20 protein-coding genes are annotated in these 23,146 nt (G+C 47.0%); 12 read left to right on the top strand and 8 right to left on the bottom strand.

All coding sequences use genetic code 11. The features are described from left to right. Positions 1-189 precede the first annotated feature (189 nt). The 7 genes from IC229_RS02555 (at position 190) to IC229_RS02525 (ending at position 10,808) form a co-directional block, all read left to right on the top strand. Positions 190-1,665, top strand: coding sequence for a M48 family metalloprotease (locus tag IC229_RS02555; RefSeq protein ID WP_190885364.1), 1,476 nt, complete (start codon positions 190-192; stop codon positions 1,663-1,665). A gap of 76 nt (positions 1,666-1,741) precedes the next feature. Continuing rightward, positions 1,742-2,371 (top strand): 2OG-Fe(II) oxygenase, encoded by a 630-nt coding sequence (locus tag IC229_RS02550; protein WP_190885363.1) that lies wholly within the window; start codon positions 1,742-1,744, stop codon positions 2,369-2,371. Between the two features lie 72 nt (positions 2,372-2,443). Beyond that, the gene (locus IC229_RS02545) at positions 2,444-4,339 is read left to right on the top strand and encodes an NADH-quinone oxidoreductase subunit 5 family protein (RefSeq protein ID WP_223833827.1); all 1,896 of its coding nucleotides are present in this window, start codon (positions 2,444-2,446) and stop codon (positions 4,337-4,339) included. A 52-nt stretch (positions 4,340-4,391) separates the two neighbouring features. After that, positions 4,392-6,056 (top strand): complex I subunit 4 family protein, encoded by a 1,665-nt coding sequence (locus IC229_RS02540; RefSeq protein WP_190885361.1) that lies wholly within the window; start codon positions 4,392-4,394, stop codon positions 6,054-6,056. 129 nt (positions 6,057-6,185) lie between these two features. After that, positions 6,186-7,328: a Gfo/Idh/MocA family protein gene (locus IC229_RS02535; protein WP_190885360.1), complete on the top strand. Its 1,143-nt coding sequence runs from the start codon at positions 6,186-6,188 to the stop codon at positions 7,326-7,328. Between the two features lie 124 nt (positions 7,329-7,452). After that, positions 7,453-9,426, top strand: coding sequence for a glucosamine-6-phosphate deaminase (nagB, locus tag IC229_RS02530; RefSeq protein WP_190885359.1), 1,974 nt, complete (start codon positions 7,453-7,455; stop codon positions 9,424-9,426). A gap of 491 nt (positions 9,427-9,917) precedes the next feature. Continuing rightward, the gene (locus IC229_RS02525) at positions 9,918-10,808 is read left to right on the top strand and encodes an IS982 family transposase (protein ID WP_190885358.1); all 891 of its coding nucleotides are present in this window, start codon (positions 9,918-9,920) and stop codon (positions 10,806-10,808) included. On the opposite strand, the gene IC229_RS02520 is transcribed toward IC229_RS02525, so the two are convergent. Beyond that, positions 10,799-11,374 (bottom strand): hypothetical protein, encoded by a 576-nt coding sequence (locus IC229_RS02520; RefSeq protein ID WP_190885357.1) that lies wholly within the window; start codon positions 11,372-11,374, stop codon positions 10,799-10,801. The genes IC229_RS02525 and IC229_RS02520 overlap by 10 nt on opposite strands. A 713-nt stretch (positions 11,375-12,087) precedes the next feature. Beyond that, positions 12,088-13,509: a leucine-rich repeat domain-containing protein gene (locus IC229_RS02515; protein WP_190885356.1), complete on the bottom strand. Its 1,422-nt coding sequence runs from the start codon at positions 13,507-13,509 to the stop codon at positions 12,088-12,090. 184 nt (positions 13,510-13,693) lie between these two features. On the opposite strand from IC229_RS02515, the gene IC229_RS02510 reads away from it, so the two are divergent. After that, entirely contained in the window at positions 13,694-14,467 is a 774-nt protein-coding gene (locus tag IC229_RS02510; RefSeq protein WP_190885355.1) for a hypothetical protein, read from the top strand. Positions 14,468-14,563: 96 nt separating this feature from the next. Here the strand turns inward: IC229_RS02510 and IC229_RS02505 are convergent, their stop codons facing one another. Together IC229_RS02505 and IC229_RS02500 are read right to left on the bottom strand one after the other, a co-directional pair. After that, positions 14,564-15,481, bottom strand: coding sequence for a PfkB family carbohydrate kinase (locus tag IC229_RS02505; RefSeq protein ID WP_190885354.1), 918 nt, complete (start codon positions 15,479-15,481; stop codon positions 14,564-14,566). 54 nt (positions 15,482-15,535) lie between these two features. After that, a complete protein-coding gene (locus IC229_RS02500) occupies positions 15,536-16,732 on the bottom strand; it encodes a hypothetical protein (protein ID WP_190885759.1) in 1,197 nt (398 codons plus the stop codon). Between the two features lie 133 nt (positions 16,733-16,865). Here IC229_RS02500 and IC229_RS02495 point away from each other — a divergent pair, with 133 nt between their 5' ends. The 4 genes from IC229_RS02495 (at position 16,866) to IC229_RS02480 (ending at position 20,413) form a co-directional block, all read left to right on the top strand. Further along, on the top strand, positions 16,866-17,381 hold the full coding sequence (locus tag IC229_RS02495) for a GNAT family N-acetyltransferase (RefSeq protein ID WP_190885353.1): 516 nt from the start codon (positions 16,866-16,868) through the stop codon (positions 17,379-17,381). After that, complete coding sequence (cysS, locus tag IC229_RS02490) at positions 17,378-18,880, top strand: cysteine--tRNA ligase (RefSeq protein ID WP_190885352.1); 1,503 nt, start codon at positions 17,378-17,380, stop codon at positions 18,878-18,880. The genes IC229_RS02495 and cysS overlap by 4 nt, the downstream gene beginning before the upstream one ends. Positions 18,881-18,953: 73 nt before the next feature. After that, entirely contained in the window at positions 18,954-19,976 is a 1,023-nt protein-coding gene (locus IC229_RS02485) for a M28 family peptidase (RefSeq protein ID WP_190885351.1), read from the top strand. 41 nt (positions 19,977-20,017) lie between these two features. Continuing rightward, on the top strand, positions 20,018-20,413 hold the full coding sequence (locus tag IC229_RS02480; protein WP_190885758.1) for a hypothetical protein: 396 nt from the start codon (positions 20,018-20,020) through the stop codon (positions 20,411-20,413). 59 nt (positions 20,414-20,472) lie between these two features. On the opposite strand, the gene nadD is transcribed toward IC229_RS02480, so the two are convergent. The 4 genes from nadD to IC229_RS02460 all read right to left on the bottom strand — a co-directional run bounded on the left by nadD (position 20,473) and on the right by IC229_RS02460 (position 22,902). Then, complete coding sequence (nadD, locus tag IC229_RS02475) at positions 20,473-21,045, bottom strand: nicotinate (nicotinamide) nucleotide adenylyltransferase (RefSeq protein ID WP_190885350.1); 573 nt, start codon at positions 21,043-21,045, stop codon at positions 20,473-20,475. Positions 21,046-21,109: 64 nt separating this feature from the next. After that, positions 21,110-21,709 carry a guanylate kinase gene (gmk, locus tag IC229_RS02470; protein WP_190885349.1) on the bottom strand — a complete coding sequence of 200 codons (600 nt, stop codon included), beginning with the start codon at positions 21,707-21,709 and terminating at the stop codon, positions 21,110-21,112. A 131-nt stretch (positions 21,710-21,840) separates the two neighbouring features. Then, positions 21,841-22,083, bottom strand: coding sequence for a hypothetical protein (locus IC229_RS02465; RefSeq protein WP_190885757.1), 243 nt, complete (start codon positions 22,081-22,083; stop codon positions 21,841-21,843). Positions 22,084-22,212: 129 nt separating this feature from the next. Then, a complete protein-coding gene (locus IC229_RS02460; RefSeq protein ID WP_190885756.1) occupies positions 22,213-22,902 on the bottom strand; it encodes a sigma-70 family RNA polymerase sigma factor in 690 nt (229 codons plus the stop codon). Positions 22,903-23,146: the final 244 nt, after the last annotated feature.

The raw sequence follows: 23,146 nt of genomic DNA, 5'->3' as shown, positions 1-23,146 counted from the left end.
ACGTTTGTACAAACCCGACCTATTTTGCTATATCGCACCCAGTTTTATGCAGCGTTTTTTGTCATGCTGAGGCACGAAGCATCTTAAGGTATCCTGACCTGAGATTAATGATACGTTAAGATGCTTCGTGCTTCAGCATGACAAGAAAATCATTAACAACACATTACCAAAATCACTACTCCTAGCCTTATGAAACTATTCACTTTTTGGCCGCAAACGGTTTTATTAGCCGGTTTACTCCTCATCTCAGCCTGCTCGCGCAACCCCGTAACGGGCAAGCGGGAAGTTATCCTGATGTCGAAAGAACAGGAAATTGCACTTGGGCAAGAATCGCATCCGTCGGTGGTGGCAACGATGGGGCTTTACGAAGACAAAAAGCTTCAGGATTTCATTAATGAGAAGGGGAAAGCGATGGCGCAAATTTCGCACCGCCCCGACTTACCGTATCAATTCTATATTGTCGATTCGCCGGTTGTCAACGCTTTTGCCGTGCCCGGTGGTTACGTTTATTTTACGCGCGGCATCATGGCTCATTTCAACAACGAGGCCGAATTTGCGGGTGTGTTGGGGCACGAAATTGGTCATATAACTGCCCGCCATTCGGCTCGTCAGCAAACCAGTCAGCTATTCGGTACTGCCGGACTGATTTTAGGTTCAGTATTTCTGGATAAAACCGGCCAATTTACCGAGGCTGCTTCGCAAGGTTTGCAATTGGCTATGCTGGGATACAGCCGAGCGCACGAGTCCGAATCTGATAAAATTGGCGTCGAATATTCCAGCAAAATCGGCTACGATGCACACCAGATGGCTAATTTTTTCGGAACTATTAAGCGAATTCAGGATAATTCCGGGCAGGCTGTTCCTCAGTTCATGTCGACCCATCCCGACCCCGGCAACCGTTTCAATAAAGTGCATGATATGGCGAAAGAATACCAGGCCCAACACCCTGCTACGTACCAAACCGACCGAGATTCTTACCTGAAAATGATTGACGGCATCATTTATGGCGAAGATCCAAAGCAAGGTTTTGTAGAAAATAATACGTTCTATCATCCTATCCTGAAATTCCAGTTTCCGGTGCCGAGTGGCTGGCAGCATCAGAATTCACCGGCACAATTTCAGATGGCTCCGAAAGATGGAAAGTCAGCCATGATTCTGATGCCAGCGAAGGGAAATACGCTGGATGAAGCCGCGCAGACGCTGGTGAAGGAACTAAGTCTGAACGTACTGGAAAACAGTAAAACGACGATAAACGGTATTCCAGCCTACGTACTGGTTTCGCAACAAAAACAGCAGCAACAACAGCAGGGCCAGCAGCAAACTCCCGACCCGAAAACGACGTTACAAATTGGTACGTGGCTCATTCAATATAATAGTGCAATTTATGCGCTCCACGGTTTGTCGTCGGCGGCCGATTTCAACAATTCGTTCCCTTCGTTTAGGCAGGTGGCTACCAATTTTCGGTTGCTTAATGATCCGGATAAACTCAATCGAAAGCCTGAGCGCGTGGTTATCAAAACGGCTCCTCGTGATGGTACTTTTCAGGAGATTATGGCAGCATTAGGCATGTCGGCCAAACGTGTCGAAGAACTGGGCGTATTGAACAGTCTGAAAGCCGACGACCGCGTTATGAGGGGGAGTGCAGTTAAGATTATTAGTCAGTAAAGGCTCCGGCTGTCGAAGTCGCGCTAGCAACTAACTCGGTAGCTACAACCGACAGCCGGAGCCTACCATATTACCAATGGATACAATCGACGAACAGACAATTCAACAATTTGAAACCATAATTGAAGGCATTCTGACCAGTGGATACGGAATTGCCGACGATTTTCTAACCGGTTCTGACGTAGCAGCCCTTGCTGATCAGCTGCACCAACGTAAAACGGCGGGGCAGTTTCGGGCAGCAGGAATTGGTAATCAGCAGCTAACGGTTCAAACGGCAATACGTGGCGACGAAATTTTGTGGCTCGATAGCACAACTGCTACGTCGGCTGAATCGGCTTTCCTGAACCGGATCGATACGTTCATAGCGTACGTAAACCGAACCTGCTACCTGGGCCTCTGCGAGTTTGAGTGTCACTACGCTCTTTATCCAACCGGTACGTTCTACAAACGCCACCTCGACCAGTTTCGAACCGATTCCCGCCGAAAGCTCTCAGTGATCTGCTACTTAAATACATACTGGAAGGAAGCTGATGGCGGTCAGTTAGTACTCTATTTGCCAGCTAATGAGCAACGTAGCGAACAGCCGATAACCATAAATCCTACAGGTGGACGGCTCGTCTGTTTCGAAAGCGCTCGGCTCGAACATGAAGTCCTGCCCGCCACCCGCGAACGTCTCAGCATAACAGGCTGGTTAAAAACCGCATAAAAGTCGTTTGGTTCCCTATTTCAGAATCGGGATATTTGCGCCGGAATTACGTTTCACCGGATGCCGCCTGCCATGTCTTTATCATTTCCTGTGCTGATTGCTACGTTGCTAGGGCTGCCCTTTGCAGGTTTTCTGGCATCGGCAATCGCCGGACGACGAATGGCGGGTGGGCTGGCCGTGAGCTTAAGTAGTGTTGGTTTACTGTTGTCCGTTTATTTGGCATTGCACCAACCAGCCAAGATTGAAATCGTTCAGCTTAAGTGGGCCGTGTTGTCGAACGTATCGTTTGGGCTTAGTTTTCAGGTCGATACGCTTACAACAGTGATGCTGGTGCTGGTACACTTCATTGCGCTGCTCGTTCAGATTTATTCACTTTCGTATCTGCATGATGAGCCGAAATTACGCCGTTATTTCGCTTCGCTCCAGTTGTTTATCGGAGCCATGCTTGGTATCGTGCTGGCGGGTAATCTGCTGGTGCTTTATATTTTCTGGGAACTGGTTGGTCTGGCTTCGTACCTGCTTATCGGTTTCTACGCCGAACGATTGGCTGCCACCCGAGCTGCGAAAAAAGCCTTTCTCATGAACCGGATTGGCGACGCGGGCTTCCTTCTCGGCATTTTTCTAACGTATTACCAGTTCGATACGCTCGAACTTGCTACGTTGGCAGCCCACCAGAACGGCATCCTGCCGCTTACCATACTCGGTGTTTGTCTGTTTATGGGTTGCGTTGGAAAATCTGCCCAATTCCCACTGCTGACATGGTTACCTGATGCTATGGAAGGCCCTACACCTGTGTCGGCCCTGCTTCATGCAGCTACGATGGTTGCCGCTGGCATTTTTTTGTTGGCTCGTATCCATCCGCTTCTTTCGCCCGACGCACTACTGATCGTTACGTTGGTGGGCACTATTACAACCATCTGGGGCGGATATTCGGCTGTTTTCCAGACGGACATTAAAAAAGTGCTTGCTTTTTCGACGGTTTCACAACTGGGGCTGATGGTGGCGGGTATGGGAACGGGCAACGTAGCAGGTTCTTTGTTTCATTTGCTGACGCACGCTTTTTTTAAAGCTGGCCTGTTTCTTGGTGCCGGGGCGGTCATTCACGCGGTTCATACGCAGGATATGCGCCAGATGGGTGGTCTTCGAAAAACGCTACCTATAACGTTTGTAGCCTACGCTATTTGCGCGGCTGCCTTGTCTGGAGTCCCATTCTTCGCCGGTTTTTTGTCGAAAGAAGCGATTTTGGGCGGTGCGTTTCACTGGGCGAGTGAGCAACGTAGCGGCATGCTAATTATCATTCCCATACTGCTGCTGCTGTCATCGGCAATGACAGCATTTTACATGGTCCGCCAACTGAAACTGATTTTTTTTGGGTCGTATCAGAACAAACTGGTCCGTCTGAAGCAAACCCATGAGCCAGACTGGCTGATGCGGGGGCCCATTGTTCTGCTGGCTGGCTTATCAGTCTGGTTCTGGTTTTCAGTGAATCCATTTTCAGCGGATGCAAGCTGGGCGTATCGACTTTTTGAACCGAAAGACGAAAGTCATCCTATTTGGCTGGCGCCGGTTTCTATTGCGCTGGTTCTAGCTGGTGGCTGGCTCGGATTTCGGTTGCAGGAGCCATCTCCCAATCAACGCTACGTCCGCCTTTCGGTGTATTACGGGTTTATTGATACGTGGTATCAGTACTTTGTTATTATTCCTACCCAAAAACTGGCAACACTTCTAAACCGGACTGACCAACGCGGGGTAGATAAAGTGGTAAATGGCGCTGGGATAACAACGGTGGTATTGGCGCATCTCACATATGGTTTTGACCGACTGGGTGTTGACGGTCTGGTAAATGGATTGGCCTGGCTGGTTAGTCGGATTGGTCGAGTGACACGTTACGTCCAGAACGGGCGCGTCCAATCCTATATTACGGCTGCTGTGGTTGGGCTATTGCTCATACTTTGGTGGCTGCTATAACACGAGTTCTGGCTCGTTTTTTCAGATATTGTGTGGAGTCCCCACGTTACGTATGCTGCTTTCATTACTTATTTTTCTGCCGCTACTCGGCTCACTTCTGATAACCCTGCTGCCTGACAGTCGGGCAAGCTGGTTCCGGTGGATTGCGCTGGTTGTTACGTTCATCGAAATGTTACTGGCGAGTGCGGCCTATACGTACTTTGATACCACCGTAGCAGGTTATCAATTGCTGGAACAGGCTAACTGGATTACCTTATCACTCGGTCGACTGGGTGTTACGTCTATTGATTACCTGGTTGGTGTCGATGGGATAAGTTTGCCACTGATAGTGTTGTCGGCGGTCGTGATGTTTATTGGCGTAATCTCTTCCTGGAATACTACGTATCGTCAAAAGGCGTATTATGCCCTCTATTTGTTACTGACAGGAACAATTATGGGTTGTTTTGTGGCACTCGATTTTTTCCTGTTTTTCCTGTTTTTCGAGTTCATGCTGCTGCCGATGTATTTTCTCATCGGACTTTGGGGCGGGCCTCGTCGGGAATATGCTTCAATTAAATTTTTCCTCTATACGTTGCTGGGGTCACTGCTGATTTTACTGGTGATGATCGGGCTTTACCTGTCGGTCATGGATCCGGTGAGTACGGCGGTGGCAGCCGGATTGGCAACAGACCCGAGCGCAGTAACCGACGATCTTATCCATACCCTCCAAACCTATCTTCAGAACGGTCGTATCGGCCCCGCGCAAGTTGTTCACACCTTCGATATGCGCTACTTAAGCGACGGAGGCAATTACTTACCTGACACTTTTCTGAATCCGGCTTCGCAACCCATTCTTATGGGCTTACCCGTTCGGTGGCTGGCTTTCTGGGCTGTTTTTATCGGTTTTGCTATAAAATTACCAATTGTTCCCGTACATACCTGGCTGCCCGACGCCCACGTGGAGGCTCCTACACCTGTTTCGGTTGTGCTGGCGGGCGTACTGCTCAAAATTGGAGGCTACGGTTTTCTACGTATCGTCTGGCAGTTTTTCCCGGATGGCGCGACCCATTACGCAGAAGTACTGGCGGGCCTTGGTACGTTGTCGATTGTGTACGGTGGACTCAATGCGCTGGCGCAGGCCGACCTCAAGAAAATGATCGCTTATTCCTCCGTCTCACACATGGGGTTTGTGCTGTTGGGTATTGCGTCGATAACGGCAGAAGGCATCAACGGTGCGGTTTATCAGATGGTGAGCCATGGTATTCTGTCGTCCATGCTTTTCCTGATTGCTGGGGTCGTTTACGACCGTACTCACGACCGACGTATCGATTCCTACCGCGGCCTGATGCAGCCAATGCCCCAGTATACTACGTTGACAACAGTTGCTTTCTTTGGTTCGCTCGGGTTACCCGGTTTCTCGGGTTTTGTGGGTGAGTTATTTACGCTTATGGGCAGCTTTCAATCGGTTTGGTTGCCGGGCTGGTTTACAGTTGTTTCCACAACGGGTATTCTGTTGGCGGCCGCTTATTTTCTCTGGACGCTCCAGCGCATGTTTTTTGGCCCTTATTGGTCGCGGCACGATATTAAAACTTCATTGACTGATCTTACGTCTCGTGAAAAACTATTGCTCATTCCGCTTGGCATAATGGCTCTGGTTCTGGGGATTTTTCCAAATCTGGTCTTTAACGTAACAAGTGCTACGGTGGCGCAATGGTTGGTTAAATTTTCGGTGGAGTAAGGCCTGTTTAATCGGCAAACCTGCTACGTTATCGCTAGGTCAGATTCTCACATAGCTTTAAAATCCAGCCTATTTGCCAACATAAACGCGGTTAGTCCAGTTGTCTTGGTGAGTACAACCCAACGACTTATGGAAACAGACGCGTCAAAAGATCAAACGATTGGTCTTGGTATCATTGGCATGGGCGGATTTGGCTTATTTGCTGCCCAACAATTTTTACAGGTTCCGCACACGAAATTGGTAGCCATAGCCGGCTCGAAACGCGAAGAAGCTATCAAGGCCGCCAAACGCTTTGGAGCCGAACAGTTAGAAAGCCTTGAGGAACTGGTCAACCATCCGGACATTGATCTGATTTACATTGCAACACCTCCATTTTTGCATTACGAGCAGGCCATGATGGCTCTTAACGCCGGAAAGCATGTTATCTGCGAAAAGCCACTGGCAACAAATCCTGAACAAGGGCGTGAAATGATTGAGACAGCCCGGCAAAAGGGCTTGCTGATGGTAACGAACCTGATGCAACGCTATAATCCGATGTTCGCCCGAATCAAGCACCTGATCGATAAAAAGCTATTAGGTGAATTTCTGCACGGCTACTTCGAAAATTATGCGGGTGACGAAGGACTTGGTCCGCAACACTGGTTCTGGGATCGGACTAAAAGCGGAGGTATTTTTATTGAGCATGGCGTTCACTTCTTCGACATGTTCGCGGGCTGGCTTGGCGATGGAACCATTAAAGCCGCTCAGGTTGTGAAACGTCCCGATAGTGCTGATATCGAAGATCAGGTACAGGCCATCGTCGAATATGGTGATGATACTACTGGCCGGAAACTCGTTAATTTTTACCACGGTTTTACCCAAACCGGGCGCATGGATCGGCAGGAAATGCGGTTACTGTTCGAGCGTGGCGACGTAACACTTTTTGAGTGGGTACCAACCCGTATGGTGCTACGTTGCGCTGTCGATGAAGAAACGTCACGTGCCTTAGTGGATTTGTTTCCGGGGGCTCAGTTGAACGTAACGGCCAATATCGGCGGTAAAGATCGCCCGCTACGTGGCCGGCACAAAGAATTTGACGCGTATCAGCAAATCGAACTCCGGTTTGGGTTTGGCGACGAGAAGCAACACATTTACAGCGAGATACTTCGACTCATGTTTCGCGATCAGGTTCAGGCGATTCATTTTCCGGGTACTCATCGGATTATCACTGAACAAAACGGATTGTCATCGCTCGAAACTGCTACGAAAGCTGATACGATGGCGCGTTCGTGAACAACGTAGCATACCATTAACTTTATAAAAAAATTTAAGAATCTTCGTTACGTTTGGTAAATTATCGGACAGCGAGCCTATTTTTTTCCGACCTTTGCGGCTCTACCTTTTCCTCACGTAGCGCATGATATCGGAATCGCCTGCACTCGATGCTCCAGACGGACAATCGTTGAGTACAACACCCACCGGTGGCCCTATTCAATCAGCCATCACCTACGAAAAAATTCCAACCCACATTTACGCCGACGCGAAAGATGCTTCCAGAGCGGTGGCGCAGGAAATTGCTGACCTGATTCGGCAAAAACAAAGCGAAGGAAAGCCCTGCATTCTGGGGTTAGCGACTGGCTCATCGCCGAAAACAGTGTATGCTGAGCTGATTCGGATGCACCGGGAAGAGGGTTTGAGTTTCCACAACGTTGTTACGTTCAATCTGGACGAATATTACCCGATGGAACCCGACTCCATCCAGAGTTACTGGCGGTTCATGCGGGAACAATTATTCGACCACGTTGACATTCCGCAGGGAAATTACCACGTTCCCGATGGTACGTTACGTACCGATAAGGTAGCCGACTTCGCCAAGCAATACGAAGCGGCCATCGAAGCCGCTGGCGGGCTGGATTTCCAGTTGTTGGGTATCGGCGGAAATGGGCACATCGGTTTCAATGAGCCGGGCTCGTTAATCAACTCCCATACCCGCCTGATGATGCTCGACAACTCAACCCGCGCTGCGGCTTCGGGTGATTTTGGGGGATTACCTAAAACTCCCCGCAAAGCCATTACCATGGGCGTAGCGAGTATTCTGGGAGCCCGTCGTGTGGTGCTCCTGGCCTGGGGAGAACGTAAAGCCCCGGTTATTCGTGGCGCCGTAGAAGGGAACGTAACGGAAGTTAATCCGGCATCGTATCTACAAACCCATCCAAATGCGTTGTTTGTGATCGATGAAGCGGCCGCTTCGGAACTCACCCGTATGAAAGCGCCGTGGCTGGTCGATTCGGTGGTTTGGGATAACAAGATGAAGAAGAAAGCCGTTACGTATCTTTCTCTTTCGCTTGGCAAACCCATTCTGAAGCTGACCGACCGCGATTACAACGATAACGGCATGAGCGACCTTCTGGCGCAATACGGGCAGGCTTACGATATTAATATCGACATTTTCAACCAGTTACAGCATACAATTACGGGCTGGCCAGGTGGTAAACCCAACGCCGATGATACCAATCGGCCTGAGCGCGCCCTTCCGGCTCACAAACGCTGCCTTATTTTCAGCCCCCATCCCGATGATGATATCATCTCGATGGGTGGTACGTTTCAGCGCCTACGCGATCAGGGACATGAGGTTCACATTGGTTATCAAACCTCTGGAAACATTGCCGTGGCTGATGACGAAGCGCTACGTTTCGCTGACTACGTAGTGGATTTCAACACGAAATTCGGTATCAAAAGCCCCGAAGCGACGCGCATTTTTAAGGACGCTGCGGTTTTCCTGAGCGAGAAAAAAGATAGTGAAGTCGATTCGGCAGAAGTACGCTACGTTAAGGGCCTTATACGTATGGGTGAAGCCAAAGCGACCTGCCGTTTTGTGGGCATTCCAGTCGAGAACGCGCATTTCATGAATATGCCTTTCTACGAAACCGGTACCGTGGCGAAGAAACCTCTCAGTGAAGCCGATATTAAGATTACGATGGCGCTGATTGAGGAAGTAAAACCGCATCAAATCTACGCAGCCGGTGATCTTGCCGACCCGCACGGTACGCACAAAGTTTGTCTGGACGCTGTGCTGGAAGCCGTTCGCCGGTTAAAACACAAGAATTTCATGAAAGACTGCTGGGTATGGCTCTATCGCGGTGCCTGGGCCGAGTGGGACATTCACGAAATTGAAATGGCCGTACCAATGTCGCCCGATCAGGTGATGAAGAAACGGTTGGGTATTTTCAAACACCAGTCGCAGAAAGATGGCGTCGTGTATCAGGGCACCGACTCGCGGGAGTTCTGGCAGCGCGCCGAAGAACGTAACCGCGCTACTGCTGGCCTGTATAATCGCCTTGGCCTTGCCGAATACGAAGCCATGGAAGCCTTTGTCCGCTGGCGGTTCTGATCATAACTTCCTCCAATAAAATAGCCCGCTACGTAGCGGGCTATTTTATTGGAGTTATTGACCAATTCTCAGTTTACCAGTTCCCCCATATCTAAGTCGTCCTCCGTTTCCATAAATGATTTTCCGACTTTGCCCAGACAATGAGCCTGGAATTAATACGCTATGCTGAATGGTTACGTAATCTTTTATGGTTGGCGCTCGTCCGCACGACCAAACTGTCGAATCAAACCAGTTACCATCTTTTATAGATACTAAACTGTTGGCACCGGTAGAACAGAATTCGATCCAAGAAGGTAAATTATTGTTGTTATCAATATTAATGTTTCTGCCACAGAGTGCCGTGAGTGATGAGGGAATACAGCCAGAGAATTGGTTGTTACTTAACGTGAATTATGGATAATGGAGATTGTAAGTCATTGATATAAAGCGCATAGAGTGCAAAAGTTGTTGAGATTTGTACGGCTAAGTATCATTTCTCCCCTTTTGCCCCTATGCTCCGCGAAGATAAAGCAAACAAGCTCATCGAAATATTCATCACTTGTGATGATTTCTGTAATGCCCTGACTCAGTGGCAAACCCAACACAATTGCCTGCCCACAAGCCGGCCATCAACCCTGAGCGACAGCGAGATGTTAGCCATCACTATTTTCTACCATCACTCAGGAGCCAAATGCTTCCAGTATTACTATGAGCATTGGGTCGAAGCTCAGATGCAGACTTACTTCCCCCATCTGATTAGCTACGAACGGTTTGTGGCCCGCATGCCCCGCCTGCTACCAGGTTTGTTTCTGCTCTTAAAATGGCTCTGCGCCCAGGGACGCCGAACCGGCTTCTACATCGTCGATAGCAAATCGCTGGCCGTTTGCGACAATCACCGTATCCACACTAACAAGGTCTTTGCCGGTATGGCTGCTCGCGGCAAATCGTCAATGGGCTGGTTTTATGGCCTGAAAGCCCATTTAGTCATCAATCAGTATGGGGAGCTAATCAACTTTGTACTCACTCCGGGTAATGTAGCCGACAACAACAAAAGTCTCTTACCAGAACTCTTAGCGGATTTACAAGGGTCCTGTTTCGGAGACCGAGGCTACTTAACGAACCTGTTTGCGGACTTCTACGCACGCGGTTTGCAGCTTATCACTAAACTTCGGCGCCGGATGAAAAATACATTGATACCCTTAAGCGCTAAAGTGAATCTACGCAAACGGGGACTCATTGAGTCGGTCAATGACCTGCTCACCTCGGTCTTTGATACAGAGCATACCCGGCATCGGAGTGCGGTCAATGGCCAGACTAACGTGTTAGGCGGCTTGATTGCCTATTGTTTTTACGATCAAAAGCCTTCCATTGTGGTGCCCATTCAAAAACGCCTTTATCCATAATTCACGTTACTTAAGTGCATTTGAGACAAATTAGGTAACGTACCAAGAAAAGCAGGAATTTGACCGGAGAGTTGATTGTAATACAATAGTAAAGACCACATCTTAGTTAACCCGGCCAGCGTAACTGGAATCTCTCCTGTTAATTGATTGACACTCAGATCAATAGATTCAACATTAGTTAGATTACCAAGGCTTGTCGGAATACTACCTGTTAATTGGTTTCTACTTAAATCAAAACTTCTTACATTAACAAGAATCCCTAGACTAGTCGGAATGCTGCCGGTTAATTGGTTACTTGCTAAAATAAGTATTCTCAGATTGGCTAGTTGACCCAATCCAGAGGGTATTGAACCAGATAGTCGATTATAACCTAAGAATAGATTCTCTAAACTTGTTAGCTCGCCAAGACTAGCAGGAATTGTACCCGATATTCCAGTTGGCGAATCCGGAAACACTCTATTGGCAAAAAGATTAAGCCCTTTTAATTTTGTCAGCGCGTTAATATTTTCAGGTATAGTTCCACTAAAACTATTATACGACAAGTTTATATTTTCTAATTGAGTCAATCCAGTCAGCTTGTCAAGAATACTTCCACTAAATCCGTTGAAGGATAAGTTTAATTCCTGCAGTTTACTGAGAGCGGTAAAGCTACTTGGTATAGTTCCATTAAAGTCGCCATAATTATATGGTAAAATCAGCTTTTTAAGCTCCGTTAAACCGCCAATACTTGATGGGAAAGTACCTTTTAAACTATTACCCCAACGCCAGAATTTGAGGTCATTGACAAGCTTGTTACTCTACCTTCTGTACAAGTTATTCCAAACCATCCGCTGCAAGGATCACAATTCGTTATCCATCCTGTTTTATTCGTCCAGTTGGGGCCGCCCGTTGAGTTGTAAAAATCAACTAAGGACTGATAATCCGGATGCAAGCTGCTACCTACTAAAACTGTATTACTAGCAACGCACGTTCCAGCATCATTAGTTACTGTTACGCTGAAAACACCGCTTACCGTTACGTTCACGGAGCCTGTTGTATTGATTTCATTAAAGCCATTGGGTCCTGCAAATAAGTAGGTAAGGGACTCATTGCAGGAAGATAGAGCTTGTAACGTAGAACTTAAATTTGAGCAGGCTATATCGTTACTGGAAGTAAGCGTAACCGAAGCTACCTGTGCTCGGCACGGTAAAGTCGCAATTAGAATAGAGCCAAGAATGGCGAGTTGAAGAGAAACGATACGTAGATAGTAGCAAATCATACTGATAATGAAATAGATGTGTCATTGGCCAATTCTCAACTTACTTCCAGAATCATAATTGAGTCCCCCACCACTCTTATAAATAATCTTCCGGCTCTGCCCGGACTGGATTGCCGGAAGCGATACATTATGTCTTATTGTTACGTAATCTTTTAGAGTAGGCACCTTTCCACACGACCAAACCGTCGGATCGAACCAACTTCCGGCTTTATTGGATGCCAGGTTGTTTGTTCCATTAAAACAGAATTCACTCCAGGCGGGTAAGTCAAGGTTTTCCTCAAGCTGAACATCTTTGCCACATAGTGAATTGAATGATAATGGAATACAGCCGGAAAGGAAGTTCTTACGAAGCAAAAGTTGATTTAGACTAGGCAGATTACCTAGGCTAGCCGGGAGACTGCCAGATAGTTGATTATAAGATAGATATAAACTACTTAAGTTCACTAAATTACCTAGTTCACTCGGAATCGGCCCCGCTAACAGATTACCCGACAAATTAATGCTTATTAAGTTCGTCAGTTGACCCAGGCCGGGTGGTATAGTCCCTGTTAATCGGTTACCATCCAATGCTAGATATTCCAAACCAGTTAAAGCACTTAGACTAGCTGGTAATGAACCCGTGAATCCAAATACCCCATTTGAGGGGTAAGCAATTACTTTAAGCTTGGTTAATGCACTGATACTTTCTGGTATAGGGCCAGTGAATTTAGAATAGGTCAGAATAATAGTTTCCAGCTGAGTCAAGTTGACCAGCTTATCCATAATAGTCCCGCTTAATCCACTATAGAAAATATGTAATTCCTGTAAATCAGTTAGTTGACTAAAACTTTCTGGAATGGTGCCTGTCAAGTTATTATTGTTATTTAATCTCAGGGATCTAAGTTTGTTTAATTTACCAATGCTCGATGGAAGATTTCCGTTTAAATTATTACTGCCAATAATACCGGAATCTGTAACTAATGATAAACGTGTAACTCTGCCATCCGTACAGGTTATACCGAACCATCCGTTACACGGATCACAATTAGTAAGCCACCCTGTCTTGTCTATCCAGTTAGGACCACCTGTCGAGTTAAAAAAGTCGACCAGGGGTAAATAGTCAGGATGCAGACTGCTGCCTACCAAGACCGTATTACTGGCTATGCATGCACCGGCAGTATTACTTGCCGTTACGCTGGCGACTCCAGTTGTATTGACTAAGCTAAAACTATTCGGTCCACGAAACGAATACGTAACAGTACCAGTACCACTACAGGTAGTTGTTGCGCTCAATGTAGCACTTAACTGCGCACAGGCTAAATCGTTGCTGGACGTAATGAACACTTCCTGCGCTCGCCCCGGCAAAGCAACGATTAATATAAGGCTAACTAATTTGACAAGATAGAGAGGAATGCTACGTAGCTTACAAAAAAAACTACTGATAATTAGATAAATGTGTATCATTCAGTAATGTTAAAAAGAAATAAAGAAAAATTAGTTGACGAACAGTTTACAATAATACCATAAGGACTTTAAATAAGATAATTTTTAAATATGGCCGAATTCCGATAAGATTAAATTGAATATAATATAAAATTTGAATACAATTGCATAATTATACTATAGTTGTATTATAATCAACACATCCATGACTAGACAAAACAAGTTCAAAACACTTCGTCTGTTCGCCTTACATGAATTCATTCAGCTTTATTTTACCAAATCCGACTGGCTTAAGATTGGCTATCTTACCGACAGCATTGAGTTAATCGAAGACCACCCGCGTTTGTTACGTAGTCTGGACTTTAAAGATGATGATTATGAGGGGAATAGCTTACAGGTTTTATCAAAATTGATCAGTGAAAATGCGAGCAATTTGTATGAAATAGAGCGTTTTATCGAAGCAAAAAAACAAACCCAAAACCAACGTCCTGTCAGTATTCCAGAATTTGTTTCAACTGTACAGACACGGCAGCCCGAGCGGGTTATTACGTTCGCCCCTGATGTTTTTCGGATTCCTGATAAATCGCTTGACAGCAACGTACTGTCGGTAATGATGCCGTTTGATGGAAAATTTTCGGGTACGTACACTGCCATACGTAACGTTTGCCGAAGACTAGGCGTGGAGTGTCGACGCGCCGACGACATCTGGGATAATAGCATCCTGATTCAGGACGTATTCGACCTGATTTTCACCTCGAAAGCCGTCATCACCGACTTCACCGACCGCAATCCGAACGTATTTTACGAAACGGGCGTAGCGCATACACTTGGTAAACTAGTTGTTCCAATTACGCAATCGGTGGCCGATATTCCGTTTGATCTACGTCATCACCGAGCGTTAACGTATTTGCCAAATACCGAAGGTTTACTGAAACTGGAGAAGGACTTAGAACGGAAACTAACCAAAGTATTTTCCTAACGTAGCGTGCCTGTTTGAGGCCGTATAAAAAGCAACTTCCCGAAACAGGTATCTGCTCCGGGAAGTCTCAGTAAATTACTACGTCAGATTGTTACGTTACTCCAGTCCAAATGCGGATAACGTAACGAATTCATTGACACGGGTTTGAATTTCTTCCTCTGTCAGGTTCATGATACGTTCGGCACCAAATTTTTCGACGCAGAACGAAGCCATCGCCGAGCCGTAAATAATACCCCGTTTCATGTTATCGAACGAAATATCGTCGGTTTTGACCAGATGACCGATAAAGCCACCGGCAAACGTATCGCCTGCGCCGGTTGGGTCAAATACTTCTTCCAGAGGTAGCGCGGGCGCAAAGAAAATACGTCCCTCGCCGAACAGCAGCGCACCATGTTCGCCTTTTTTAATGATAACTGTTTTCGGACCCATCGACTGAATTTTCGCGGCCGCTTTCACCAGCGAATAATCATGAGTGAGCATTCGGGCTTCTTCATCGTTCAGCACTAATACGTCGACCCGCTTCAGCAAATTCATCAGGTCGGCGTTTGCAATCTCGATCCATAGGTTCATCGTATCGAGCACAATCAGTTTTGGCCGATTGTGTAGCCGGTCGATGACCATACTCTGAATGGCGGGCGCCGTGTTACCCAGCATCAGGTATTGGCAATCCTGATACGAATCAGGAATGGCCGGATTGAAGTTTTCCATTACGTTTAACTGCACCTCCACCGTATCGCGGGTGTTCATATCGTTATGATACTTCCCCGACCAGAAAAACGTCTTCTCCCCTTTCCGAATCTCCAGCCCTTCGGTATTGACGCCGTGCTGTTCCAGATCGTCAATCATCGATTGTGGAAAATCATCGCCCACAACGGCAACCAGGTTATTTTTCTTCGTGAAATACGACGCCGAAAGCGTAATATACGTAGCAGCACCACCGATAATTTTATCAGTTTTGCCAAAAGGGGTTTCCAGCGCGTCGAAGGCAACGGAACCAACGGTCAATAAGCTCATCTTTTTTATTTGTTTCAGGTCTGTTGTTCCAAAAGCTGGAACAATAAACAGTTTTTACTTTTTCTTCCCGATGACCGGGCAGCGTTTAAACGGTTTGGATTGATCGAATAAATAACGGTACGTTACGTGGGTTTTGACAATTTTTGATCCAAGCTGGCTCACAAAACGAACCATAATTGGATTAAAATCGCCGACCCAGTTCATTTCCAGTTCGGTATATTGAAAATCAGGATTGTGGTCAGCTTCGTGCGGCATACGTAGCGCGATGGCTGCTTCCACGCCTTTGCCCTGATGTTCGGGGGCTACGCCAAACACTACACCAAACGCTTTATGATTGGTTTTCAGAAGCATATGCCACAGAAATTTCAATTTTCCAACCAGATTCAGTTTGCCGTTTACGTGCTTAAATACCTGATTCAGCTCGGGTAGGCACACGAAAAAGGCAACGGGTTCGTCGTGGTAATACGCGAAATAGATGATTTTTTCGTCGAGAACGGGTTTCAGCTTCTGCATCAGCAGTTGCGCCTGCTCCGCCGACATTTCTTTCACACCACTGTGTCCGCCCCAGGCTGCATTGTAAATATGCCGGAATTGCTCGGCGGCTGCGGGCAGGTCTTTTTTGTCAATCGTCCGAAAGCTGTATTCTGGATTTTCGTAGATACGTTTTGCCCGGTCTTTCACGGCCTGCGACATCTCCGTCAGTTTTGACCAGGTTGTAGGAATGCCGAACGTAAACTGCTTGAAATAGTCTTTAAAGCCGTAATCTTCAAAAAACGGAACGTAGTACGGCTTCGTGTATGGCATGCAATAGTTCGGCTCCCGGTCGAATCCATCGACCAGCAATCCCCACCACCGGTCGCGGTCGCCGAAGTTGATTGGGCCATCCATCGCTTCCATGCTACGTTGCTGGAGCCAGGTTTTTGCTACGTCGAAAAGTGCGAAAGCTGCCTTTTGATCATTAATACATTCGAAAAAACCGACACCGCCCGTGGGCTGGTCGTTATCCAGATTGGCAATTTCGTAATCAACAAAGGCAGCGATACGTCCAATGGTTTCGTTTTTGTCATTCAGTAGCAGATACCGAATACAGTCGCCATTTTTGAACCGTTTGTTACGTTCCGGATCAAATATTTCCTCTACGTCCGTATCGAGCGGGCGTATCCAGTACGTATCTCCCCGATAGAGACGTACCGGAAACTGAATAAATTCTTTCTGATAGGTGGCGTTGGTGCCTACCTCAACAAGCTGCATTACAGATTGGGCGATGGTCAATGACGAAAACAAAACGCGAATATAGGCAAAAGCATCCGGCCAGTCAGTCAGGCATCTGTTTTCCGCCGAACAATCCTTAACTTCGCAACCGCCTTCTGGCTTCAATTTGTTTATGCATACGGAACTGCACACGTCACGGCTTACGATGCGCCCCGTTCAGCAAACGGATTTTGACATCCTGCAAACCATTCTGACTGACAGGTTTGTCCGGCGTTATTTGTGCGACGATCAGATTCTACCGCCCGAACAGATTCAGGATTTCATTTTGGTTAGCGAGCAAACGTTTGAGGCCGGTGATTATGGTTTGTGGCTGTTGCATGACCAACTGAAAAATATGGTAATTGGATTTGCTGGATTATGGTCTTTTTTTGAAGAAAACCAGCCACAACTGCTCTATGCCCTATTGCCCGCCTTTACGCGCGAAGGCTACGCCACCGAAGCCTCGAAAGCAGTTATTGACTATTGCTTCAATAAGCTCTCCTTCCCATACATCGACGCGAGTTTCGACGAGTCCAACATTGCCTCGCTACGGGTTGCCGAACGCCTGGAAATGACATTTCTGAAAAAGGAGTGGATTGATGGGAGCCCTGTTTTGTTCTATCGAAAAGTAAATTCAGCTGTCGCATGACACAACCGCTTCATTTATATAATACGCTTTCCCGCAAAAAAGAACTGTTTGAACCGCTGAATCCGCCTTACGTAGGCATGTACGTCTGCGGACCAACCGTTTATAACTACGTCCATTTGGGTAATGTCCGCACGTTTCTGACGTTCGATACGCTCTATCGCTATCTGACTTTCATTGGCTACAAAGTTCGCTACGTTCGCAACCTGACCGATGTAGGCCACCTGGTTGGTGATGGCGACGAAGGCGAAGATAAAATCGGGCGAATGGCCAAGCTGGAGAAAGTGGAGCCGATGGAAATCGTGCAACGCTTTACCAACGATTTTCACAACGTAATGGCGCAGTTCAACACCCGGCCTCCGAGTATTGAACCAACCGCTACGGGTCACATGGTCGAACAGATTGAAGCTGTTCAGACGCTACTGGCCAAGGAACTGGCTTATGAATCGAACGGATCGGTTTATTTTGATATTGAGACCTACAATCAACGCGGAGGCAACTATGGCAAACTATCGGGCCGAATTCTGGACGATCTGCTAAACGAAACCCGCGAATTGGACGGCCAGTCGGAAAAACGCAATCCACTCGATTTTGCCATCTGGAAACGGGCTTCACCGGAACACATCATGCGCTGGAATTCGCCCTGGGGTGAAGGTTTTCCTGGCTGGCACTTAGAGTGCTCCTGCATGAGTACCAAATATCTGGGTAAGCAATTCGACATTCACGGTGGTGGGATGGACCTGAAATTCCCCCATCACGAATGCGAAATCGCACAAGGCGATGGTTTGACTGGCCACGATCCAGTACGTTACTGGATGCATTCGAACATGCTGACTGTCAATGGCCAAAAAATGTCGAAATCGTTGGGAAATTCGTTTTTGCCAGCCGAGTTGTTTTCGGGCAATCATCCCCTCCTTGATCAGGCATACAGCCCCATGACGGTACGTTTCTTCATGCTCCAGTCGCACTACCGTAGTACGCTCGATTTCTCGAACGATGCGCTCAAAGCGGCTCAGAAAGGCTATCGACGCCTGGCCAACGGACTACGTATCATCAAAGAAATGACGTATCAGTCCAGCGTGGATTCGCCGAGCGATGGTGAGCCCGACGAAGCTAAACAAAACGATATTCGGCAGGCGGTTCAGCAGTTCTATGAGGCAATGAACGACGACCTGAATACAGCTGTCGGCATTGCTCAGTTATTTACATTGCTGAAATACGTGAATATGCTTTACCTAAACCAACTTCAGGCATCGGCGCTTGGCGAAGAAGCCTTTACGTTGCTGAAAGAGTCGTTCGTTACGTTCATGCAGGACGTACTAGGGCTGTTAGAAGAAGGCACATCAAATCAGCCCGTTCTGGAAGGTTTACTGACGCTTTATCGGGAATACAAAGAGCAGCGTCAATACGACAAGGTTGACCAGATTCGTTCATACTTCAAAGCGCAGGGGCTGGCGATCAAGGACATGAAACACCAGATAGACTGGGCGTATGAAGAGTAAGAGTTAGGCCTTACAATAGGTTGTTTTAGGCAAGAAGTTACGTAGCAAACACTAGTTTGCATTCAAACAAAACATGACCAAATACACTATTTTCCTTTTTGCCCTTGCCCTATCGGTTGGCTCCTGCAAAGAGAAACCAAAAAATACCGACGGCACACAAACAACCGAACAAACCAATGCGGTTTCGGCCCCGGCTTTTAACGCCGACTCGGCCTATGCGTATATTGACCGTCAGGTAAAGTTTGGTCCACGGGTGCCCAACACACCTGCTCATGTACAAACGGGAAATTATCTGGCGGCTAAACTCAAGCAGTTCGGCTGTGAAGTGACCGAGCAGCCGTTCGTTGGTAATACGTGGGACGGGAAGAGACTGAATGCCCGAAATATTATTGGCAGCATTAACCCAAAAGCAACCAGACGTATCGTGCTGGCATCGCACTGGGATTCCCGGCCTTTCGCCGATCACGACCCTGATAAAGCGGATCAGAAGAAACCCGTTACCGCAGCAAATGATGGAGCCAGTGGTGTGGGTGTTTTGCTCGAACTGGCACGTACCATTCAGCAAAGCAGCCAGAAGCCGACGGTGGGTATCGATATTATTTTCTTCGACGCTGAAGACTGGGGTAATGGTGACAAAGCTTCCGGCGATTATGAACAGGCAACCGGTAATCAATTCGATTACATTGGTTTCTGTTTGGGATCTCGCCATTGGGCAAAAAATCCGCATAAACCTGGCTATTCTGCCTATTACGGCATCCTGCTGGATATGGTTGGTGCCAAAGGTGCTACGTTCACAAAAGAAGGAATTTCGATGCAATACGCTCCATCGATTGTTGATAACGTCTGGCAAATGGCCAGTCGGCTGGGTTTTAGCCAGTATTTTGTCGATGCACCGGGTGGTCAGATAACTGACGACCATCTGGCCCCAAACACGATCGCCAAAATTCCGATGATTGACATTATCCATACAAATATTGGCACCGGCGGTTTCTTTCCAGGCTGGCATACAGCCGAAGATGACATGAGCAACATTGACCGGGGAACGCTCAAAGCTGTGGGGCAAACGTTGTTGCAGGTACTTTATAACGAGCAATGAGCGAGCCAAAGAATGAAAGGGTGAAAGAGCGAAAGAGCGCAATGCTCGTTCGGCCTCTGATACTTTTGGTTGCTATTTGCTTTCTTTGGATAAATCTATCTTGTAGTTCGGCCCCCGATACGTTCGGAAAACTCAACCTGAAAAAATGGCGATCTGACCGGGGTGGTTGTAACGGCGTTCGTGCTACGTTGCTGGCCGATTTTAAAGCTGAAAGTCAAAATCTGAAGGGCAAGTCAGCAAACACAATTGGTGAACTGCTCGGTCGGCCGGATGTAAACCAGATTGAAGATCGCAACCAGAAGTTCTACGTTTACTTTCTAGAGAAAGGCCCTCAGTGCGACAAACCCGGCGCTAAATCTCAAAGTCGCTCCGTTGCGATACGTATGAGCGCGATTGGTTTAGCGACGGAAATAACGTATCAGAACGGAATTCCGTAATGCGGCTGGAAAGCCATAGTATGTAGAAACTGCGGCTTTCCAGCCGCATTACGCATGCGCTACACGTAAAACTTCTTCCGCTCAATCATTTCTTCCACTACGTCGGGGACCATATAACGTATTGACCGATTAGCACGGATGCTATCGCGGATGAACGTAGCAGAAATATCGAGCAAGGGCGCTTCGACCAGGCGGACGTTAGGATGGGTTTTGAACGGGCTTTCTTTGCTTTTAGGGCGAGGGTAAACGTAGAGGCCGTAAAATTCCAGGATCTTATCGTAATTCTTCCAGTTGGCAAACTGCTCCAGATTGTCTTCGCCCATGATCAGCCGGAAGGTATGCTGGGGATACTTTTCACTCAGCCGCACCAACGTATCGATGGTATAGCTCGGTTTCGGCATCGAAAACTCAATATTCGTGGCTTTCAGGCGGCTGTTATCAGCAATGGCTCGTTCGACCATGTCGAGTCGGTCGAATTCGTGCAGCAGGCTTTTCGTTTTCTTAAACGGGTTTTGGGGCGACACGACAAACCATACCTGTTGCAGGTCGGTAGTCGTAGCCATTGTGTTGGCAATAATCAGGTGCCCCACGTGGATAGGATTGAAGGAACCGAAGAATAAGCCAATATTCATTATTGCGTTTTAATGTTATAGGTCGCGCTGCCGTTGGCCGCTGGGACTAACGCGTTCTGAACTTCTAAATTACCGTTCCTTTTGCGGGGGTTTTGTTTTCGTTTACGAAATCATCGACCAGTTTTTGAGCTTTCTGTAAAGACGTATCGAGATCGTCGTTCATCAGGATCACATCGAATTGGTCCTGAAAACTCATTTCAAAGTGAACTTTAAACAACCGTCGTGACAGGCTTTCTTCGGTTTCAGAACCACGCCCAATCAGGCGCTGACGTAACGTTTCCTCGTCGGGAACTTTCACAAACACGGCTAATGCCTTATCGCCGTAAAAATTCTTCAGCTTCAGGCCACCCTGAACGTCTACATCGAACAGTACGTGTTTACCGCTATCCCAAACGCGCTGAATTTCAGCCTTAAGTGTTCCGTAAAAAGCACCGGTATAGACTTCCTCCCACTCAACAAATTCGTTCTTGTCGATCCTATTTTTGAATTCTTCGGGTGTCAGAAAATAATAATCTTTTCCGTTTTCTTCACTACGCCCCCGCCGGTCGCGGGTGCAGGCCGAAATGGAAAAGCCGAGATTGGTGTTCTCGGCCAGCAGATGCTTAACGATGGTGGTTTTACCCGACCCAGAAGGGGCTGAAAAAATAATAAGTTTGCCGTCCAAGTTATGATTGGTTTGTTCGTCGTAATAAGCTGACAACTAACGTAATCAACTACAACTTTTTAAAATTAATTGGGGTAATTAAGGCCGCTTCCTGAAGCATTCCTTAATTACCCCAATCGGAGAAATTCCTATTAACTAAAACTCAGAATACGAGATTTAATCGTTGCCACCAGCTGCTCAGGGCAGCACCGTTTTTCAATTCGTTTAGTCAGTAACTCTTTCACTTCTTTTTCGAGATGATACATCTCGATACATGGTTTACAGGACTCCAGATTTGCTTTCACCCGAGCAAGCTCCTGTTCAGTAGCTTCTCCATCCAGAATCAATTGAATCATCTTCAAGCAGTCTGCACTGTGACTGCAATGCTCTTTCATCTCAGGCCTGGCACTGGATGAAGATGACGTTGGCAACGAGGTTTGCATTGGAAAAATTTAATTTATTCCAAGAATAATAATACCATTAAGTTATGTGCAGAACCAAAAAAGACTTAGAAAAAGTTCGGTTTATTCTTCATTTTCTTCTTTATATCCCATCGAAGATGCATAATCACGCAATTTTTCTTTCAATAGATTACGTGCGCGGTGTAATCGGGAACGTACTGTACCGATTGGAATATCCAGAATTTTTGCCATTTCCTCATACGTAAATCCTTCAATGTCGCAAAGGATAATAACGGTCCGGAAATCGACTGGTAGTGAGTTCAAAGCATTTGCTACTTCATCTCCGATTAAATCCGAAACGGATTCGGCCCGCAGATCAACCGTATGCTCTGATTCAGCGTCTTCCGAGTTATAGGTCGTCTCTACGTCCTGGTAATCGACTTTAGCTGGTTCTTTGCTTTTCTTACGGTAATCGTTGATAAAGCTGTTCTTCAGAATCCGAAACAGCCATGCTTTTGCGTTAGTTCCTTGCTCAAAGGACGAAATGAACCTAAACGCTTTTAAATACGTATCTTGAACGAGGTCGTTGGCATCATCCTCGTCCATCGTTAAGCGAAAAGCGAAATTATACATGGAGTCGATGTGGGGCATAAACTCCTTGTTGAATACCTGATATTTCTGCTCTTCCGTATACCGGCGGGCAGGGGTATCTTCCGAAGGCTGTTCTATAGAATCGCCCTCGGGTAAGAATTGGTCCGGTTCGGCCGGTCCGCCGGTGCGGTCCCGGTCGTCGCGAGTTGGCGTGTCTGACATAACTGCTGGAATAGTCGCCATAAAAGTAAGAGTTAATTGCCGTTTCCTGATGGCAATCCTCAACGAATTCGATAATTACCCGAACCAAACCGCTGAGTTTTATAAAACTCTAAGCAAAAATTAATCCTTTGTGTAAAAAGAAGGTTTAAAATCGTTTATTCTGACGATTTGGCAGTGAGCATGTTAGCCTATAACTAGAAAGCCGGTCAGGTGCTCCTGCAATTAGAAGCACCTGACCGGCAAA

This window comes from Spirosoma profusum, from assembly GCF_014699005.1.
In the GTDB taxonomy this organism is placed as follows: domain Bacteria; phylum Bacteroidota; class Bacteroidia; order Cytophagales; family Spirosomataceae; genus Spirosoma; species Spirosoma profusum.
This window is presented reverse-complemented; position numbering and strand designations above follow the sequence as displayed.

Excerpts from the sequence above, each read along its gene's own strand:
- nagB (WP_190885359.1), top strand. The coding sequence starts at position 7,453 with ATGATATCGGAATCGCCTGCACTCGATGCTCCAGACGGACAATCGTTG.
- IC229_RS02480 (WP_190885758.1), top strand. The coding sequence starts at position 20,018 with ATGCTCGTTCGGCCTCTGATACTTTTGGTTGCTATTTGCTTTCTTTGG.
- IC229_RS02540 (WP_190885361.1), top strand. The coding sequence starts at position 4,392 with ATGCTGCTTTCATTACTTATTTTTCTGCCGCTACTCGGCTCACTTCTG.
- IC229_RS02500 (WP_190885759.1), bottom strand. The coding sequence starts at position 16,732 with ATGCAGCTTGTTGAGGTAGGCACCAACGCCACCTATCAGAAAGAATTT.
- IC229_RS02510 (WP_190885355.1), top strand. The coding sequence starts at position 13,694 with ATGACTAGACAAAACAAGTTCAAAACACTTCGTCTGTTCGCCTTACAT.
- IC229_RS02485 (WP_190885351.1), top strand. The coding sequence starts at position 18,954 with ATGACCAAATACACTATTTTCCTTTTTGCCCTTGCCCTATCGGTTGGC.
- IC229_RS02550 (WP_190885363.1), top strand. The coding sequence starts at position 1,742 with ATGGATACAATCGACGAACAGACAATTCAACAATTTGAAACCATAATT.
- nadD (WP_190885350.1), bottom strand. The coding sequence starts at position 21,045 with ATGAATATTGGCTTATTCTTCGGTTCCTTCAATCCTATCCACGTGGGG.
- IC229_RS02525 (WP_190885358.1), top strand. The coding sequence starts at position 9,918 with ATGCTCCGCGAAGATAAAGCAAACAAGCTCATCGAAATATTCATCACT.
- IC229_RS02465 (WP_190885757.1), bottom strand. The coding sequence starts at position 22,083 with ATGAAAGAGCATTGCAGTCACAGTGCAGACTGCTTGAAGATGATTCAA.
- IC229_RS02505 (WP_190885354.1), bottom strand. The coding sequence starts at position 15,481 with ATGAGCTTATTGACCGTTGGTTCCGTTGCCTTCGACGCGCTGGAAACC.
- IC229_RS02555 (WP_190885364.1), top strand. The coding sequence starts at position 190 with ATGAAACTATTCACTTTTTGGCCGCAAACGGTTTTATTAGCCGGTTTA.
- cysS (WP_190885352.1), top strand. The coding sequence starts at position 17,378 with ATGACACAACCGCTTCATTTATATAATACGCTTTCCCGCAAAAAAGAA.
- IC229_RS02460 (WP_190885756.1), bottom strand. The coding sequence starts at position 22,902 with ATGTCAGACACGCCAACTCGCGACGACCGGGACCGCACCGGCGGACCG.
- IC229_RS02545 (WP_223833827.1), top strand. The coding sequence starts at position 2,444 with ATGTCTTTATCATTTCCTGTGCTGATTGCTACGTTGCTAGGGCTGCCC.
- IC229_RS02515 (WP_190885356.1), bottom strand. The coding sequence starts at position 13,509 with ATGATACACATTTATCTAATTATCAGTAGTTTTTTTTGTAAGCTACGT.
- IC229_RS02535 (WP_190885360.1), top strand. The coding sequence starts at position 6,186 with ATGGAAACAGACGCGTCAAAAGATCAAACGATTGGTCTTGGTATCATT.
- IC229_RS02495 (WP_190885353.1), top strand. The coding sequence starts at position 16,866 with ATGCATACGGAACTGCACACGTCACGGCTTACGATGCGCCCCGTTCAG.